Genomic DNA, 15,596 nt, shown 5'->3' on the forward strand with positions numbered 1-15,596 from the left:
TCAGCGCCTCGCGCACCAGCCGGAACTCGAAATACTCGAGATAGCGCAATCCGCCGTGAAACAGCTTGGTCGAGGCAGAAGAGGTCGCCGAGGCAAGGTCATTCATCTCGGCCAGGGTGACCGACAACCCGCGCCCGACCGCATCCCGTGCGATACCACATCCATTGATGCCGCCGCCGATGATGAACAGGTCAGTAACCGTCTTGTCTGTCGGTCGTCCCACGCGAATCCCCCCATGCGCGTCTCTGCGACAGTTATGACCAAGAAATTTGCGTGAAGCAATGAATTCCTTTTCGTTTGTGTTCGATTCTCCGATTTATCACGAAACATCGCGCTTTCTTCGGTTTCGCTTCCGCAGAAAACGAACCCGTCCACCCTTCGAACCGATCCTACCGGTTGCCATTTCGCGCGTTTCGGGGAAGGCTGGGCCGCATCACTCTAGAAACGCCCAGACCCGAAAGCCCCGAACGTGTCCCAATCCTTCCGGCAGCCAGAGATCCTCGACATCGCGCGCCGCGAAGGCAAGGTCACGGTCGAAGGGCTCGCCGCGCATTTCGGCGTCACCCTGCAGACCATCCGCCGCGACCTGACCGACCTGGCAGAGGCCGGGCGGCTGGAGCGGGTGCATGGCGGCGCGGTCCTGCCCTCGGGGACGACGAATATCGAATACGGCGAACGCCGGTCGCTCAACCAGGAGGCCAAGCGCGCCATCGCCCGCGCCTGCGCCGACCAGATCCCCAACGGCATTTCGTTGTTCCTGAACATTGGCACCTCGACCGAGGCCGTCGCCGAAGAGCTGAAACACCATGAGAACCTCATGGTGGTCACGAACAACATGAACGTGGCCAACATCCTTGCAGGCAATCCCGGCTGCGAGATCATCGTGACGGGGGGACAGTTGCGCCGGTCGGACGGCGGCCTGATCGGCAATCTCGCTGCCGAGACGATCCGCAAGTTCAAGTTCGACCTCGCGGTGATCGGCTGTTCGGCGCTGGACCGCGATGGTGACCTGCTCGATTTCGACATCCAGGAAGTCAGCGTCAGCCAGGCGATTCTGCGGCAGTCGCGCAAGACATTCCTCGTCTCGGACCACACCAAGTTCTCGCGCAGCGCCCCTGCCCGCATCGCCTCGCTGGCAGACCTGGACGCCTTCTTTACCGATGCACCGCTGCCCCCCGGTCTTGCCACGGCCTGTCAGTCCTGGGGAACGCGGGTCGTGACCTCGGTTCGGCCAGACACCTGACGGATACAGACCGCGCAGCGGTCAGCAGGATAGCTGCCAGCCGGAGAATTCCATTGATGTCCGAGAGTTGATGGTACCGCCTTCCCGGTTCGAACGGGAGACCTCTTGATCCACAATCAAGCGCTCTAACCTACTGAGCTAAGGCGGCACATCAGATCCTGCAGGGCTAGCCTGCCAGAAACCGTGCGGCTTACTAACAGCACGTCCCGAACAGCGCAAGCCCTCTGTGACACAGAATTCCGCGCTGTTCGGAGGCTCATTTTACCGCACCTTCAGGATCAGCGCCATTGCGGAATCGCCGGCTGCGCAGCCCTGGAAAAGACCGTGCCCACCGCCCCGCATTTCCAGCTCTTCGATCATTTCGATGATGGCCCGCAGACCGGTCGGCCCCTGCGGATGCCCCCAGATCAGCGAGCTGCCAAAGTTGTTCATGTCGCGCCAGTCGATGCCAAAGGCGCGGGCAAAGGCGATGTCGTTGACCGCAAACGGGTTGTGTGACTTGACCACGTCCATGTCATTGATCGACAGCCCCGCAAGGTCCAGCGCGCGGCGTGCGGCGTCGATGGGGGCGGCGGGCATATGAGCCGTTTCCTCGCGCGCCTGCGCCGCCGCCACCAGCTCGACCAGCGGCGCATCCCCCCGCGTGGCCAGGTCACGCGCCCGGCCCGGATCGGACACCATGACCAGCCCCGCGTTGCCATCCGCCGGATGGGTCTGGGCCGCAAAAGTGACCGTGCCGCCCTCGCGCACCGGCTTCAGCGCCGCCATCTTCTCGGGCGAGGCCGGATAGACGCCGCAATCGCCTGAAATCGTCTTGACCGTCTTGCGAAAGCGCGGATCGGGCACGGCGAATTCCGCCGCCATGTAGCGTTTCTGAAAGGCCCAGTCGTCTTTCAGCGCCTCCTGGTACTGGCCCTGACGGTACAGGGTCAGTTCATGCTGTTCGGCGGTCTCGATCCCCACGCGGCGCGCCACGTTGTCCGCCGTGTCGATCATCGCGCAACGGGCAAAGGGATCCTTGTTGAAACTCTCCAGCACGATGTCCTCGCTCTGTCCCGTGCCGCCGGGCGCGCCCGGTGCGGGATAGTAGACATGCGGGCTGTTCGAGGTCCGGTCCCCCGAGACGAGCAACGCGGCAGAGGCCGCCCCGATGGCAAACTCGCCGGCCGCGGTGGCCAGCAGACGCGCCCCCGTCGCGCAGGCCTGGTTGACTGTCGGCCCCGGCAGGCGTTCGGCCCCGATCATGCCCGTGAACCAGGGCAGGCCATAGAAACTGCGGTATTGCGGCACCGTCAGACCGTAGGCCGCGAAATCGAAGGTCTCGACGGGAATGTCTCGCTGAGCCAGCGCCTCGCGCGTCACATGCGCCGCGAATTCCATCGCGTGCAGTTCCGCGAACTCGCCCTGCCAACGGGCAAAAGGTGTGCTCCAGTAAGCGCCGTAAGGGATATAGGCCTGCATGGCCGCCTCCGTGTTGAGTGGGAAGGGAAGGTTCGGCCCTCAGTCCGAGGAAGACCAATCATCGAGAAACGGGAAGGCCGGCCGCCATACCGCCAGAGCGGCCCTCATCAGCCGCTTTGAAGCCATGACAAATCCCCCTCCCAAATTTGTTATGTATCATCCTAATTTGTATACTTAACAAATTTCATCCCCGAAAACAATCATCTTCCTTCAGCCGTGTTGACAGAGGTCAATGTCCAGGAGCCGATCCTGCGGCATGCTCCGCTCAAAGACAGGATTGCATTTGCAAGGAATACCCCGATGTTCATGAGAAAGATGGCGCAAAGCACCGAACTGACCCACGGAATGGCCCAGCGCCTGGGTTACGATCTGGCAGAGGCGACCCAACGCAACCCCGAAGGTCAGGCCATCGCCTTTCGCGCGGCGGTGATGCGCTGCACCCAGTGCCGCCAGCAGGAAGACTGCAAGCAGCTGCAGGCCTGCAACGACCGGCTGGACCAGGCGCCCGACTACTGCCGCAACACTTGGCTCTGACCCGCGCAAGGGCGGCGCGTCTAGCCGCCCTGCCCTGCTAGCAGGCCCTGCGCCGCGATCAACCCGCGCAGGTCCTGCAAGGACTGCTCCACCGACCGGCCGCTGGTGTCCAGGTGGTGTTCGGCCTTTCGGTAACTCGCCTCCCGCGCCTTCAGGATCTCGCGTAACTGCAACATTGCCTGCGGATTGCCTGCCATCGGCCGGGTATCCCCCTGCGCCCGGACCCGGTCCATGTGATCCCCCGGCGCGGCCTTGACCCAGATCGTGTGAAAGCCCGCCAACGTCCGCTCGAAAGTCTGCGGTTCCTCGACGATGCCGCCGCTGGCGGCCAGGACGATCCGGCTTTGCGTCGCCAAGAGCCGGTCCAGCGCCTCCGCCTCGATCTGGCGATAGCCCTCCGCCCCGTACAGCGCGATGATCTCGGACACCGCCATGCCGGCGCTGCGCTCGATCTCGGCGTTCATCTCGACAAAGGGCAGGCCCAGGTCGGCGCCGATGCGCGCACCCAGCGTGGATTTGCCCGCGCCGCGCAGACCGACAAGGCAGATGCGTTCCGCCTTTTGCGCCCGCAGGCGCCCCGGGTCCAGCACCCGAAAGACCTGTTCTCGCGTCGCGCCGCAGGCATTGCGGTACAGCAGTGAAAGCTGCGCAAGATCCGGCGCCAGCGGATCCTCCTCGGCCAAAAGCTCTGCCATCGGACGGCCCAGGACCAGCGCCACCCGTTTCAGCAGGCCGATCGAGATATTGCCGTCACCGCCTTCCAGCTTGGCCAGGTAGCGCGGCGAGACGCCCGACAGCTCCGCCAGGTCCTGCCGTGTCAGGCCCGATGACTTGCGGGCCGCGCGCACGCGATCTCCGACCAACCGGTAAAGCGCAGCTGGATCCGCCTCTTCCGCTCCGCGCGCCGGTCCGGTCATGGCACCCGCACCCCGGTCTAGGCCGCGGGCAGCCGCGCTTCGATCGCGGCGCGCATGTCATCGGGCGGCGTGCGCTTGGAAAAGGCATCCGCCTCGATGAAGACACTGACCGTCCGCGAGGAAAAGCACAGCTTGCCGTCCTGCTCGCCATCGACCCGGAAGGTGATCGAGGTCTCGCCCAGGCGCACCGGCCAGACGTGGCAGACCAGTTCGTGCCGGGGCGTGATCGGGCTGCGGAAATCCATTTCCAGCCGCACAAAGGGCGTGCCCACGTTGCGGTCGATCTCCATCTGGAACCAGCCGTCGCCGCCCAGGTTCTCGACCCACCAACCGTTGATGGCATCCAGCGCGAACCAGGGGATGCGCGCCGTGTAGACGATTTTCGCCGGGTCGCAGTCGCCCCAGGTCACGCGGATCACATGCCGATGGGCATTGTCGGGACGGTCTTCCATCTCAATAGGTCTCGACATGATAGCGGCCTTCCTCGCGAAGGACATCGCGCAGGTTGCGCCACTGCTGGCCGATGCTTTCGGCGATGTTGGTGAACGAGCGTTCGACGCCCTCCTCCATCTCCTTCAGCCCGCAGATGTAGATATGCGTGTTGGGGTCCTGCAGCATGTCGGCCACGATGTCCTCTTCGACGCGCATCCGATCCTGGACGTATTCCTTGTCCTGGCCGGGCATCCGGCTGAACACCAGGTGCTTTTGCAGCAGGCTGGAAGGCACCTTGTTGAGCGGTCCGAAATAGGGCAGCGAGTCCGGTGTCCGCGCGCCAAAGAACATCACCATGCCGCCGGATTTCTTGCCCACGGTGCGCTGACGCGCCATCGTGAAGGACCGCATCGGCGCCGAGCCGGTGCCGGTACAGATCATCAACAGGCGGGCATCGGGATCGTTCGGCATCAGGAAGGTCGCCCCGAAAGGCCCCGTCACCTGCACTTTGTCACCTTTTTTCAGGTCACAGACGTAGTTCGAACAGACGCCGCCTTCCTCGCGCTTCACCGTCAGAGAGACGTTGTGATAGCCCGCGCGTTCACCGTCACGTGGTGAAGAGACAGAGTAGAGCCGCGGCAGGTGTGCCTTGCCCTCGGCATCTGTGCCCGGCGCGATGATGCCCAGCGACTGCCCCTCAAGAGCGGGAAAGGGCTTGCCCTGGAAATCCAGGATGATGTGACGAACATCCGTGTCCGCGCCTTCGGCGGTCAGGCGATAGTTGCCCTGCACCACCGCCTCGACCGGGTTGGCGAGGTTGTAGAGGTTGACCGTCGGCTTGGCCGCGCTGGCGGGCGCCTTTGCCTTGCCGCCAGCGCCCTTGTGCGCCTCGGCCAGCAGGGCCGCCACCGGGTCCTCACCGCTTTCGGTGCCATCCTCGGCGCTTTCGGCCACGGAAACCTCGCCCTGTTCGGGCAGTTCCATCCACTCGTATTGCTCTTCGAGCGAATAGGGTTTCTCGACCACGCGCCATTCGTCGATGGAGCCGGTCGGACAGACCGGGATGCAGTCCATGCAGAAATCGCAGGCATCCGCGTTCACGACGACGTTGTTCTCGTCATGCTCGATCGCGCCCACGGGGCAGGTCATCTCGCAGGTATAGCAGCGGATACAGATTTCCGGGTCGATCAGGTGCTGTTTCAGCGGCTTGTTCATTGCGTCCCCCGGTGCAAAACGGCCTCTGGGACAGCTATGGCCTCGATCACGGCCTGGCACAAGCCGCGGCAATTCTCGCATCCGATGCAGCAGCCGATCTCGCCCAGTTCCTTCGCGACCTCGGTCACGCGCGGCGCATGGCCGACGTTCCGTTTGGTAATCATCGCGTTTCCTCCTCCTGCTGGTCGGTCCGGCGCGGGGCCATACCCCGCGCCGCCCATTGGTTCGGGATGGACGGGTGTGATCCCCGTCCCCGGCGCATCAGGCCATGTGCAGCTTGACGTATTCGAAGTCGCCCGGCTTGTTGTCGATGCCCACCTTCGGCGGGGCGATCCAGCTGGCGTATTTGCCCGGCTCGTAGACCGGCTTCATCAGCGACTGGATATAGTCACCGTCCGCATGGGTCGGCAGCCACTTGGTGATGCCCTTGTCGTATTCCTCGCCCGAGACATGGTTGCCGTCCGGGTCGAAGTTGTGGCCCGCGAAGATGCCGATCTTGCGGTTGAAGGCCTGATGCGGCAGCTTCAGCTCGAACTCGATCCCGGCCTTTTCGATGATCTTGTTCCAACGCTTCACGCCGCCCGCCGCGTCGCGGATATAGTCGTCGCGCAGGCGCATGTTGATCGCGGTCAGCGCGGGCACGTCCTTTTCGACGATCTTGCCATCCTCGAGGTCCAGCACCTTGTAGGTGTCGTTTTTGAGCATGTGGTCGTCGTCGATCCGGTTCTCCATGTACCGGCCCTTGATGCCCGCGTTGAAGGCATTGGCAGCGTTTGTGGAGACTTCCTGCCCGAAGAGGTCCAGCGAAAGCGTGTAGTGCAGGTTGAGCTTCTTCTGGATGGTCGGCAGGTCGATCACGTTCAGGTCGCGGATCTTGCCCACGTCGTAGGGATCGGTGATGCCGGCCTTGTTCATCGCCTCGACGGTCGCCTGGATGGTGCGGCCGACACCGGTCTCGCCCACGAACATGTGGTGCGCTTCCTCGGTTAGCATGAACCGGCAGGTGCGCGACAGAGGGTCGAAGCCCGACTGCGCCAAGCTCTCCAGCTGCATCTTGCCGTCACGGTCGGTAAAGTAGGTGAACATGAAGAAGGAGAGCCAGTCCGGCGTTTCCTCGTTGAAGGCGCCAAGCATCCGCGGCGCTTCTTCGCTGCCCGACGAGCGGATCAGCAGGTCATCCGCCTCTTCGCGGCCGTCCTTGCCGAAATACTTCTGCAGCAGGTAGACCATCGCCCAGAGGTGGCGGCCCTCTTCGACGTTGACCTGGAACAGATTGCGCATGTCGTAAAGCGACGGCGCGGTCAGGCCCAGGAAGCGCTGCTGTTCGACCGAACCCGGCTCGGTGTCGCCCTGGATGACGATCAGGCGCTTCATCAGGTTGCGGTATTCCCCCGGCACTTCCTGCCAGGCCGGCTGGCCGGCGTGTTCGCCACAGGGAATGGTGCGGCCTTCGACCTGCGGCGCCAGCAACACGCCCCAGCGGTATTCCGGCATCTTGACGTAGTCGAACTTGGCCCAGCCCTTGGGGTCCACGCTGACGGCGGTGCGCAGGTAGACCATCGACTCCTGGAAGTTCTGCGGGATCAGCTTGTTCCACCAGTCCAGGTAGCCGGGGTGCCATTTCGACAGCGCCTTCAGCACTTTCTTGTCGGACGACAGACCCACGTTGTTCGGGATCTGGGTGTCGTAGCTCACGTTGATCAGATCGAGCATGTCTCTCTCCCTTTGGGTGTGGTGTCACGGGAACGGCATTCGCCGGGGCCCGCAGGGCGGGGTTCACCCCGCCATGCCGAACGCGTCAGACGCGCTCCATGTTGTAATCGCCGCGCACGCCGGTACCGTAGCGCTGCAGCGCCCCGTCCTTGCCGACGGCATTCGGGCGGTTGAAGATCCAGTTCTGCCAGGCGGTCAGGCGGCCAAAGATCCGGGTTTCCATCGTTTCCGGCCCGGCAAAGCGCAGGTTCGCCTCCATGCCTGTCATCGCATCGGGGCTGAAGCTGGCGCGCTCTTCCATGAAGATCCGCACCTCGTCTTCCCAGTCGATGTCATCCAGGATCATGGTGACAAGGCCCTGCTCGTCCGCCTCTTCGGCCTCCAGAGCCTCGCCGATCTTGCCTTTCAGCTCGTCGACATGCTCCGGCTCGCCCAGGAAACGGGTTTCCAGCCGGGTCAACCCGTTGCCCATCGGATAGGGGCCAAAGTTGTCCTTGGTCAGGGTAATGGTCGCCATCGGGCGGTTGTCGCCCTCGAACTCGTCTTCCATCATATAGCTGCGGTCGACCGCGAACAGGATCTCGGCCAGCACGCCGACATAGCACGAGCCATGTTCGACAAAGGCCGCCAGAGAGCGCGAGGTCACGTCGATCCGCTTGAGCGTGCGCTTCCAGTAGTGGCGCACTTCATTGGCCAGCCAGTGATCCGCGTTCTCGGCCAACAGCGCTTCATGCGCGGCCAGTTTTTCCGGGTCGCCCTGGGTGCGGAAGATCCAGAGGCCGATTTCCATCTCGTTCAGGCGCAGGTGCAGGATCGCATCCTCAAGCTCACGGCAGAGCTTCAGCATGTAGGCCTGGTCGCCCTGTGCGGCAAAGGCGTCCATGTCGGCGGGCGCATCCTCTTCGGGGCCTTTCAGCGTGATGGTGGCCTTGCGGCCCTTGCGGTCGATCTCGACCTCGACCAGCGAATAGCTGACCGCGTCCTCGGTGATGGTCCGCGACAGCGGGCCCAGCTGGATGCCCTGCGCCACGTCCGCCTTGTCCGAGGCGGCTGCGAATTCCTTCGCCCGCTCCATCACCGTGTCGTCGAATTTCGAGTTCGGGATGACCTCGTCTACCAGGCGCCAGTCCTTAGCGCGCTTGCCCTTCACGCCTTCCTCGATCGAGCAGAAAATGTCGGCCAGGTCGCGGCGCACCTTGCGCTTGTCGGTGACGCGGGTCAGGCCGCCGGTGCCCGGCAGAACCGCCAGCAGCGGCACCTCGGGTAGGCCGACGGACGAGGTGCTGTCATCGGTCAGCATGATGTGGTTGCAGGCCAGCGCGAGTTCGTAGCCGCCCCCGGCGCAGGCGCCCTTGACGGCGGCGATGTACTTCTGGCCGCTCTCCTCTTCGGCGGCCTCGAAACCGTTGCGGGTCTCGTTGGTGAACTTGCAGAAGTTCACCTTGTGGCTATGCGCGGCACCGCCCAGCATCCGGATGTTCGCACCGGCGCAGAACACGCCCGCCTTGCCCGACTTCATGACCACGGTCTTGACCTCGGGATGTTCGAACCGCATCCGCTGCACGATATCGCTCAGCTCGATGTCGACACCCAGGTCGTAGGAATTCAGCTTGAGCTTGTAGCCCTCGAAGAGACCCGCATCCTCGTCGACGTCCATGATGAGCGTGGCTACGGGGCCGTCATACTCGACACGCCAATGGCGGTACTTTGACGGGTCGGTCTGAAAGTCGATCATCTTGGTCATCGGGTCCTCCCTGGTCGCGAAGCTGCAGCCAACTTACATCAAAGCCGAAAGTAAGTAAACTTATGTATGCACAATAGAGCACAGAATAAATCCTGCAAACTCAATGACCTTGGCGCAATCCAACACATATCAGGCAATTTAATGCACTATAGTGCAGACCTCAGATCCCCCTCAAGAGAATCGAGCATTGCGTGGATGCGTCCCGCGCCAATGCCCATGACCCAAGCCTCGCGCGATGCCGGCAGCAGGTCGCGCGCGATCCCGCACAGCCGCCGCGCCGCACCGGGACGCATCATCTCGCGTTTCAGAAAGGCATTGGCGGTCTGGATCAGCGCCTGGAGGAACCGCCGGTCCTGCCCTTCGGGCAAGGCCATCCAGATCGGCTCCAGCACCTCGTGCGCTTCCCAGTAGAAACCGCTGTCGATGTAGAAAAAGCCGTGGCGGAAAGCATCGCTTTCCGCCAGGTCCGCCGGGGTCATGCCCGGTTGGGCCGAGGCCCTGATGTGGTCGAAAGCGCCCTCCGGGTGCCGGGCATTCTGCCCCGGCACATGGGCGTGGGTCGGCCTGTGCCAGGCCGACATGGTCACGCGACCTCGGGTTCGGCGGCTTCGATCCGCTCCAGCCGGGCGCAGAACTCTGCGATGCCCGCGACCACCTTTTCCGGCTGGTCCAGGTGTGGCGCATGGCGGCAGTCGTCCAGGATCAGAGTGTCCACCGGCGCGTAACTACGGCTCTCGACTTCCTCGATCTGCGCCAGCGTGCCGTACTGGTCGTCCTTCCCCTGCACCGCCAGCACCGGGATGCGCAGGTAGTCGATCACGTCACCCACGTTCCAGGCCTTGAATTCCGGGTGCAGCCAGCTGTCGTTCCAACCCCGGAAGGTATTGTCCGGGTCTCGGTGATAGCGCGCCATCTTCTCGCGCAGGTCGGTGGTGTCATACGCCTCTTTCGCCTTGGCAATCTCGGCCAGCCCCATCTCCTCGGTAAAGAAATGCGGCGCCATCAGCACCAGCCCCCGTACCCGCAGGTCCGACACGCTGCCCGCGTAGATCGCCGCGATGGTCGCGCCGTCGCTGTGACCCACCAGCACCCCGCGCTGAAAGCCGATCGCCTCCAGCACCTCGGGCAGCACGTCCACCGCCTCGCGCGTCATGTAATCCAGCGGGCGCGGCAGGTCCGCCGGGTCCGACTGGCCATAACCCGCACGCGAAAAGGCAAAGACGCCAAAGCCCGTCGCCTCGGCCAGCGCCTTGGGGAAATCCCGCCACAGCGCCACGCACCCCAGCCCCTCGTGCAGCAGGACCAGCGTCGGCGCCTTGTCCGGCGAGGGCCCGTAGCAGGCGTATTCCAATTCCTTGCCGCCGGCGCTCAACCGGCCGCTTTCCGTCCAATCCGCAGTCATGCCGCCCCTCTCAGCTTGAAACGTTGAATCTTGCCCGTCGCGGTCTTGGGCAGGTCCTCGACCACCTCGATCCAGCGCGGGTATTTCCACATGCCGATCTTTTCCTTCACGAACTCCTTGAGCCCCTCGACAGCGGCGGCCTCCTGCCCCTCCTTGAGCACGACAAAGGCCTTGGGCTTGTCCAAACCCTTTTCGTCGGCACAGGCGACCACGGCGGCCTCCAAAACCGCGGGATGCTCGATCAGCGCCTGTTCCACCTCGAAGGGGCTGACCCAGATGCCGGAAACCTTGAACATGTCGTCGGTGCGCCCGCAGTAGACATACCGCCCCTCGGCGGTGCATTCGTACTTGTCACCCGTCCGGGTCCAGTGTCCTTCGAAGGTCGACCGCGACTTGTGCCGCCGGTTCCAGTAGCCATCCGCCGCCGAGGGCCCACGCACCAGCAGCTCGCCCACCTCGCCCTCTGGCACGTCCTCGTCGTGTTCATCCACCAGCCGCACCTCGTAGCCCGGCACCGGGGTGCCGGAGGTGCCATAGACGATCTCTCCGGGCCGGTTGCTGAGGAAGATGTGCAGCATCTCGGTCGAACCGACACCGTCGACGATCTCGGCCCCGGTCATCCTGAACCAGCGTTCACCCACCTCCTTGGGCAGCGCCTCACCGGCAGAGGTGCACAGCCGCATGGCATGGGCCGGCACGCCCGACTTGTCCATCGCCGCATTCATCGCGGCATAGAGCGTCGGCACCCCGCAGAACAGCGTCGGGCGCTCGGCCTCCAGGATGGCAAAGACCACGTCGGGCGTGGGCCGTCCGGACAGCAGCACCGTCGTCGCGCCCACCGCCATCGGAAAGGACATGGCATTGCCCAGTCCGTAGGCGAAAAAGATCTTGGCAACGGAATAGACGGTGTCCTCTTCGCGGATGCCCAGCACCTGCGCACCGAATGTATCGGCGGTGGCCTTCAGACTGGAATGGACGTGACGCACACCCTTGGGCTGCCCCGTCGACCCCGAGGAATAGAGCCAGAAGGCCATTTCATCGTCAAAGGCCTCGACAGGGTCCTCGACCGGTGCGCCGGCAATGAAATCCTCGTAGCTCTCGGTGCCATCCGGCGCCTCTCCGATCACCACCACCGCGCGCAGAAAACGGTTGTCCTGGATCGCCGGCTTCACCGTCTCCCACAGCTTTTCCGACACCACCAGGATCGAGGCGCGGCTGTCGCCGAGGATCGACTCGTAGACCGAGGCCGACAGAAGCGTGTTCAGGGGCACCGGGATCGCACCCGCCTTGAGCGCCCCCCAGAAGATCACCGGAAACTCCACCTGGTCCTGCACGATCATCGCGATCCGCTCTTCGCGCCGCACACCGTGACGGTAGAGCGCGCCGGCAAAGCGGCCGGTCTGCTCGGCCAGTGCGCCATAGGTCAGGCTGCGCTTGCGGCCATCCGCTTCGCGAAAGGCCACCTTGTCGGCGCGCCCCTCGTCCACGTGGCGGTCCACGAAATATATCGCTGCGTTTCCATTCATGACTTGGCCTCCTCCTGCCGGTCATCCCGTCCCTTACCCGGTGCCGCGATCCTCCCCGATCGAACCGCACCCAAGACGCGCCGCGACGATCCTGCCTGCGGACAGAACGGAATCGTCATTTTGATAAGCGTACACCTTATCTGAGCGATATGCAATTTGATGCATCAAATCAGTTTCCGAGTTTGAAATCTGCATTATAGTGCGAAAATTGAGCGGAAACCGGGCTCAATCACCCTGCAACGCGGTCTCCACCGCGCCCCCGGCATTCGACTCGATCAGGTGCAAAGCGGCATTCAGCGCCTCGACCTCGGCCAGGGACAAGCCCTGCACCAGCCGCCGATCCGCGGCCTGCACCGCTTCGAAAGCGCGCCGATGCAGCAGCTTGCCCGCCTCGGTCGGGTGCAGCGCATAGGCCCGCCGATCCCCTTCGGCCTGGCGCCGCTGGATCAGGCCCGCCGCCTCCACTTCATCCACGATCTTGACGAGGTTGGGCCGCTCGATCGCCAGCGCATCGGCCAGCTGCGTCTGCCGCAACCCCGGTTGGTCCACCACCACGGACAGCGCCGAAAAGGTCGTCCGACGCAGGCCAAAAGGCGCCAGCTCCTGCGAAATGGTCGACAGCATCTGCACCGTGGCGCGACGCAGCCGGTAGACGGTCAACTGCCTCAGACCCGCATCCGGTCGTTCCATCCCCGGCCCTTTCCCAATCCCATCGCCCCGCCAGACCTTGCACACCGGGCCAGCCTTGTCACGGCTGGCGGCACGGCGCCTCGGGGCAATAGGCAGTACCATGACAATATGCGTACTTGTCACTTTCCCCGGCCTGTCCGATCATGGCACCATGAAAGCCATCTACACAATGCCCGGCCACCTGATCCGCCGGCTGCAACAGCTCTCGGCCTCGATCTTTGCCGAACGCATGCGCGAGGCGGGGGTCGACCTGACCTCGCCGCAATTCGCGGCCCTTGCCATGCTGCAGGAACATCCCGGCATCGACCAGGCGACGCTGGCCGGGATGATCGCGCATGACCGCGCCACCATCGGGGGGGTGATCGAACGGCTCTGCGCCAAGGGGCTGATCGAACGCCGGACCAACCCGAAGGATCGCCGCGCAAAGGTGCTGGCCCTGACGCCCGAGGGCGCCGAGCGCATCGCCCATATCCGCCCTATCGTCGAAGAGATGCAGCGCAACCTGCTGGTGGGGCTGGACGAAGAGGAAAAGCGCGAGTTCATCCGCCTGGCCACCAAGGTCGCCATTGCGGGCAACGACCGCACCCGGGCGCCGCTGCGGATGCCGCCGGAGAAGCCCGCGGACAAGACCGGGACGGATTGATCCCGCCGCAGGCCCGTGCCATCCACCGCGACAATCGCCTTGAGGAGGGGAACATGTCGGACACCATTCTTGTCACCGATCACGGTAACTGGCTGGAAATCACCCTGAACCGGCCCGACCGGCTGAACAGTTTCACGCCCGAGATGCACCTGGCCCTGCGGGCCGCCCTGACCCGGGCTGCGGATGAGGCCAAGCGCGCCGTGCTGCTGACCGGCGCCGGACGCGGCTTTTGCGCAGGCCAGGACCTGGGCGACCGCGACCCGCGCAAGATGGATGGCCCACCCGACCTGGGCGAGACCGTGCGCAACTACTGGGCGCCGCTGGTCCGCCAGATCCGCGCTCTGGACATGCCGGTGATCTGCGCCGTCAACGGTGTCGCCGCCGGCGCCGGCTCCTCCGTGGCGCTGGCCTGCGACATGGTGCTGGCCGCCGAAAGCGCCAAGTTCATCCAGTCCTTCTCCAAGGTCGGGCTGATCCCCGACACCGGCGGCAGCTGGCACCTGACGCAGTTCCTGGGCCGCGCCCGCGCGATGGGCCTGGCCCTGACCGCCGAACCGCTGCCCGCCGTCAAGGCAGCCGATTGGGGCCTGATCTGGAAGGCGCTGCCCGACGACACGCTGATGGAAGAGGCGCGCAAGCTGGCCGCGCAGTTCTCCGAAGGCCCGACCTTCGGCTATGCCCGCACCAAAGAGGCGATCACCGCCGCCGCGACCAACACGCTGGACGCGCACCTGGATCTCGAGGCCGAGCTGATGAAGGCCTGCGGTGAACACCCCGACTATGCCGAGGGCGTGGCCTCTTTCCTGGACAAGCGCGCGCCCAAATTCACCGGCGAACGCTAGGTTACAGGTCCACCTCGTACCCCTGTTCCACGACCTCCGTGCCGAAGCTCACCTTCGGCTCGGAGCGGACCAGCCGCCAGCCCGACTTTTCGTACAGCGCGCAGGCGGCGCGGTGGCTTTGATGCGTCCAGAGCGCCATCCGGCGATAGCCCTTGTCCCGCGCGAAGCCCATGCAGGCCTCCAGCAAGGTCCGGCCCAGACCCCTGCCCCGCGCCTCCGGCACCAGCAGGAAGAGGCGCAGCTTGGCGGTCTCGTCATCCTCGCGCACACAAAAGATGCTGCCCAGCCGCTGATCCCCGTCCCAGGCGATAAAGGATTTTTCGCACGCAGGGTCATGATCCCGCGCAAAACCCTCGAGGATCTGCCGCACGAGCACCGGAAAGCTGTCGTCAAAGCCTTCGTCGCGGGCGTAAAGCCACGCGTGCTGATCGACAAGCCAGTCGATGTCGCCGGGGCCAAGGTCTTTCAGGTCGACTGTCATGAGGGCAAGAAACCCCCGCACGGCTTGCAAATCAAGCCTTTCGCCGCTAGGTCACGACGATCTTTCGCGGGTCTCAGAGAAGGCAGAGGCAGATGGGCATCAACGACGAACGCGACATCGAGGCCAACCTCCAGATTGGCCCCACCGACGCCGGCATGGTCCGGCTGTTCATCCTCGCCGACGGGATCGAGATTCCGATGGACTTCGACCCCGTGGAGGCCGAGGAAATCGCCGAGGAACTGCGCGCCGCCGCCGCCACCGCGCGCAAGGCAAAACCGAAGAAACGCTAGGGTTTCGGCACATGCTGGTCCAGAAAGACCCGGTTTCCGTCCGGGTCGACCAGCGTCATGCAGGCAGGCCCGGCCCCCTCTTCATCCGTCCCCTTTTCCGGCTCGATCCCCTGTGCCCTCAGGCGCGCCTGGATCTCGCGGATATCGGTGAACTCCGACAGCACCTCGTCCTCCGACCGCCATCCGGGATTGAAGGTCAGCATATTGCCTTCGAACATATCCTGGAACAGGCCGATCACGCTGTCGCCGTTGCGCAGGATCAGCCAGCCCTCTTCAGCCACGCCGCCGACCGCCTGGAACCCCAGCGCCTCGTAGAATGCCCGTGAAGCGACCAGGTCACGGACCGAGAGGCTGACCGAAAACGCACCAAGCTGCATGGCAAATCCTTTCCGTTGGCAAAGGGGCCTTTTCGGACATGGTGGGACGGATCGGTCCCGCCCGGCAACCCCCGTCCGGCCCCGCC

19 protein-coding genes and 1 tRNA gene are annotated in these 15,596 nt (G+C 64.3%); 5 read left to right on the forward strand and 15 right to left on the reverse strand.

The genetic code is table 11. The features are described from left to right. Positions 1–223 (reverse strand): FAD-dependent oxidoreductase (locus PVW46_RS20020; RefSeq protein WP_274577292.1); only part of this gene is annotated, 223 nt, incomplete at its 3' end. Positions 224–469: 246 nt separating this feature from the next. Here PVW46_RS20020 and PVW46_RS20025 point away from each other — a divergent pair. Then, on the forward strand, positions 470–1,243 hold the full coding sequence (locus tag PVW46_RS20025) for a DeoR/GlpR family DNA-binding transcription regulator (RefSeq protein WP_043138140.1): 774 nt from the start codon (positions 470–472) through the stop codon (positions 1,241–1,243). Between the two features lie 71 nt (positions 1,244–1,314). Here the strand turns inward: PVW46_RS20025 and PVW46_RS20030 are convergent. Together PVW46_RS20030 and PVW46_RS20035 are read right to left on the reverse strand one after the other, a co-directional pair. Next, positions 1,315–1,391: transfer RNA gene (locus PVW46_RS20030), tRNA-His, on the reverse strand. A gap of 113 nt (positions 1,392–1,504) precedes the next feature. Further along, a complete protein-coding gene (locus PVW46_RS20035; protein ID WP_069209047.1) occupies positions 1,505–2,704 on the reverse strand; it encodes a thiolase family protein in 1,200 nt (399 codons plus the stop codon). A gap of 300 nt (positions 2,705–3,004) precedes the next feature. Between PVW46_RS20035 and PVW46_RS20040 the strand changes: the two genes are divergently transcribed. Continuing rightward, positions 3,005–3,238 carry a DUF6455 family protein gene (locus tag PVW46_RS20040; RefSeq protein ID WP_052244303.1) on the forward strand — a complete coding sequence of 78 codons (234 nt, stop codon included), beginning with the start codon at positions 3,005–3,007 and terminating at the stop codon, positions 3,236–3,238. A gap of 20 nt (positions 3,239–3,258) precedes the next feature. On the opposite strand, the gene PVW46_RS20045 is transcribed toward PVW46_RS20040, so the two are convergent. The 10 genes from PVW46_RS20045 to PVW46_RS20090 all read right to left on the reverse strand — a co-directional run bounded on the left by PVW46_RS20045 (position 3,259) and on the right by PVW46_RS20090 (position 12,877). Next, positions 3,259–4,155 carry a helix-turn-helix transcriptional regulator gene (locus tag PVW46_RS20045; RefSeq protein WP_043138146.1) on the reverse strand — a complete coding sequence of 299 codons (897 nt, stop codon included), beginning with the start codon at positions 4,153–4,155 and terminating at the stop codon, positions 3,259–3,261. Positions 4,156–4,172: 17 nt separating this feature from the next. Continuing rightward, complete coding sequence (locus PVW46_RS20050; RefSeq protein ID WP_274577298.1) at positions 4,173–4,625, reverse strand: acyl-CoA thioesterase; 453 nt, start codon at positions 4,623–4,625, stop codon at positions 4,173–4,175. Then, entirely contained in the window at positions 4,609–5,802 is a 1,194-nt protein-coding gene (gene boxA, locus PVW46_RS20055) for a benzoyl-CoA 2,3-epoxidase subunit BoxA (protein WP_069209046.1), read from the reverse strand. The genes PVW46_RS20050 and boxA overlap by 17 nt, the downstream gene beginning before the upstream one ends. After that, complete coding sequence (locus PVW46_RS20060) at positions 5,799–5,966, reverse strand: hypothetical protein (RefSeq protein ID WP_157903837.1); 168 nt, start codon at positions 5,964–5,966, stop codon at positions 5,799–5,801. The genes boxA and PVW46_RS20060 overlap by 4 nt, the downstream gene beginning before the upstream one ends. 97 nt (positions 5,967–6,063) lie before the next feature. Then, the gene (gene boxB / locus PVW46_RS20065) at positions 6,064–7,515 is read right to left on the reverse strand and encodes a benzoyl-CoA 2,3-epoxidase subunit BoxB (protein WP_069209045.1); all 1,452 of its coding nucleotides are present in this window, start codon (positions 7,513–7,515) and stop codon (positions 6,064–6,066) included. An 85-nt stretch (positions 7,516–7,600) separates the two neighbouring features. Next, complete coding sequence (gene boxC, locus PVW46_RS20070; protein ID WP_274577300.1) at positions 7,601–9,259, reverse strand: 2,3-epoxybenzoyl-CoA dihydrolase; 1,659 nt, start codon at positions 9,257–9,259, stop codon at positions 7,601–7,603. Positions 9,260–9,405: 146 nt separating this feature from the next. Further along, the gene (locus PVW46_RS20075) at positions 9,406–9,840 is read right to left on the reverse strand and encodes a DUF309 domain-containing protein (RefSeq protein WP_069209043.1); all 435 of its coding nucleotides are present in this window, start codon (positions 9,838–9,840) and stop codon (positions 9,406–9,408) included. Positions 9,841–9,842: 2 nt separating this feature from the next. Continuing rightward, complete coding sequence (locus PVW46_RS20080) at positions 9,843–10,661, reverse strand: alpha/beta fold hydrolase (RefSeq protein WP_069209042.1); 819 nt, start codon at positions 10,659–10,661, stop codon at positions 9,843–9,845. Beyond that, complete coding sequence (locus PVW46_RS20085) at positions 10,658–12,187, reverse strand: benzoate-CoA ligase family protein (RefSeq protein ID WP_069209041.1); 1,530 nt, start codon at positions 12,185–12,187, stop codon at positions 10,658–10,660. The genes PVW46_RS20080 and PVW46_RS20085 overlap by 4 nt, the downstream gene beginning before the upstream one ends. A gap of 225 nt (positions 12,188–12,412) precedes the next feature. Next, positions 12,413–12,877, reverse strand: coding sequence for a MarR family winged helix-turn-helix transcriptional regulator (locus PVW46_RS20090; RefSeq protein ID WP_069209040.1), 465 nt, complete (start codon positions 12,875–12,877; stop codon positions 12,413–12,415). 151 nt (positions 12,878–13,028) lie between these two features. Between PVW46_RS20090 and PVW46_RS20095 the strand changes: the two genes are divergently transcribed. Further along, entirely contained in the window at positions 13,029–13,520 is a 492-nt protein-coding gene (locus tag PVW46_RS20095; protein WP_043138165.1) for a MarR family winged helix-turn-helix transcriptional regulator, read from the forward strand. Between the two features lie 53 nt (positions 13,521–13,573). Next, complete coding sequence (gene paaG / locus PVW46_RS20100; protein WP_069209118.1) at positions 13,574–14,362, forward strand: 2-(1,2-epoxy-1,2-dihydrophenyl)acetyl-CoA isomerase PaaG; 789 nt, start codon at positions 13,574–13,576, stop codon at positions 14,360–14,362. Position 14,363: 1 nt separating this feature from the next. Here paaG and PVW46_RS20105 read toward each other — a convergent pair whose 3' ends face one another. Then, on the reverse strand, positions 14,364–14,843 hold the full coding sequence (locus tag PVW46_RS20105) for a GNAT family N-acetyltransferase (RefSeq protein WP_043138525.1): 480 nt from the start codon (positions 14,841–14,843) through the stop codon (positions 14,364–14,366). 92 nt (positions 14,844–14,935) lie between these two features. Here PVW46_RS20105 and PVW46_RS20110 point away from each other — a divergent pair, with 92 nt between their 5' ends. Beyond that, positions 14,936–15,133, forward strand: a complete 198-nt coding sequence (locus PVW46_RS20110) for a DUF6324 family protein (protein WP_043138168.1) — start codon at positions 14,936–14,938, stop codon at positions 15,131–15,133. On the opposite strand, the gene PVW46_RS20115 is transcribed toward PVW46_RS20110, so the two are convergent. Further along, a complete protein-coding gene (locus PVW46_RS20115) occupies positions 15,130–15,510 on the reverse strand; it encodes a VOC family protein (protein WP_043138170.1) in 381 nt (126 codons plus the stop codon). The two genes, PVW46_RS20110 and PVW46_RS20115, sit on opposite strands and share 4 nt — an antisense overlap. Positions 15,511–15,596 lie beyond the last annotated feature (86 nt).

It is taken from the genome of Mameliella sp. AT18, assembly GCF_028807275.1.
GTDB lineage: Bacteria > Pseudomonadota > Alphaproteobacteria > Rhodobacterales > Rhodobacteraceae > Antarctobacter > Antarctobacter albus.

Excerpts from the sequence above, each read along its gene's own strand:
- PVW46_RS20035 (WP_069209047.1), bottom strand. The coding sequence starts at position 2,704 with ATGCAGGCCTATATCCCTTACGGCGCTTACTGGAGCACACCTTTTGCC.
- PVW46_RS20040 (WP_052244303.1), top strand. The coding sequence starts at position 3,005 with ATGTTCATGAGAAAGATGGCGCAAAGCACCGAACTGACCCACGGAATG.
- PVW46_RS20045 (WP_043138146.1), bottom strand. The coding sequence starts at position 4,155 with ATGACCGGACCGGCGCGCGGAGCGGAAGAGGCGGATCCAGCTGCGCTT.
- PVW46_RS20050 (WP_274577298.1), bottom strand. The coding sequence starts at position 4,625 with ATGTCGAGACCTATTGAGATGGAAGACCGTCCCGACAATGCCCATCGG.
- boxA (WP_069209046.1), bottom strand. The coding sequence starts at position 5,802 with ATGAACAAGCCGCTGAAACAGCACCTGATCGACCCGGAAATCTGTATC.
- PVW46_RS20060 (WP_157903837.1), bottom strand. The coding sequence starts at position 5,966 with ATGATTACCAAACGGAACGTCGGCCATGCGCCGCGCGTGACCGAGGTC.
- boxB (WP_069209045.1), bottom strand. The coding sequence starts at position 7,515 with ATGCTCGATCTGATCAACGTGAGCTACGACACCCAGATCCCGAACAAC.
- boxC (WP_274577300.1), bottom strand. The coding sequence starts at position 9,259 with ATGACCAAGATGATCGACTTTCAGACCGACCCGTCAAAGTACCGCCAT.
- PVW46_RS20075 (WP_069209043.1), bottom strand. The coding sequence starts at position 9,840 with ATGTCGGCCTGGCACAGGCCGACCCACGCCCATGTGCCGGGGCAGAAT.
- PVW46_RS20080 (WP_069209042.1), bottom strand. The coding sequence starts at position 10,661 with ATGACTGCGGATTGGACGGAAAGCGGCCGGTTGAGCGCCGGCGGCAAG.
- PVW46_RS20085 (WP_069209041.1), bottom strand. The coding sequence starts at position 12,187 with ATGAATGGAAACGCAGCGATATATTTCGTGGACCGCCACGTGGACGAG.
- PVW46_RS20090 (WP_069209040.1), bottom strand. The coding sequence starts at position 12,877 with ATGGAACGACCGGATGCGGGTCTGAGGCAGTTGACCGTCTACCGGCTG.
- PVW46_RS20095 (WP_043138165.1), top strand. The coding sequence starts at position 13,029 with ATGAAAGCCATCTACACAATGCCCGGCCACCTGATCCGCCGGCTGCAA.
- paaG (WP_069209118.1), top strand. The coding sequence starts at position 13,574 with ATGTCGGACACCATTCTTGTCACCGATCACGGTAACTGGCTGGAAATC.
- PVW46_RS20105 (WP_043138525.1), bottom strand. The coding sequence starts at position 14,843 with ATGACAGTCGACCTGAAAGACCTTGGCCCCGGCGACATCGACTGGCTT.
- PVW46_RS20110 (WP_043138168.1), top strand. The coding sequence starts at position 14,936 with ATGGGCATCAACGACGAACGCGACATCGAGGCCAACCTCCAGATTGGC.
- PVW46_RS20115 (WP_043138170.1), bottom strand. The coding sequence starts at position 15,510 with ATGCAGCTTGGTGCGTTTTCGGTCAGCCTCTCGGTCCGTGACCTGGTC.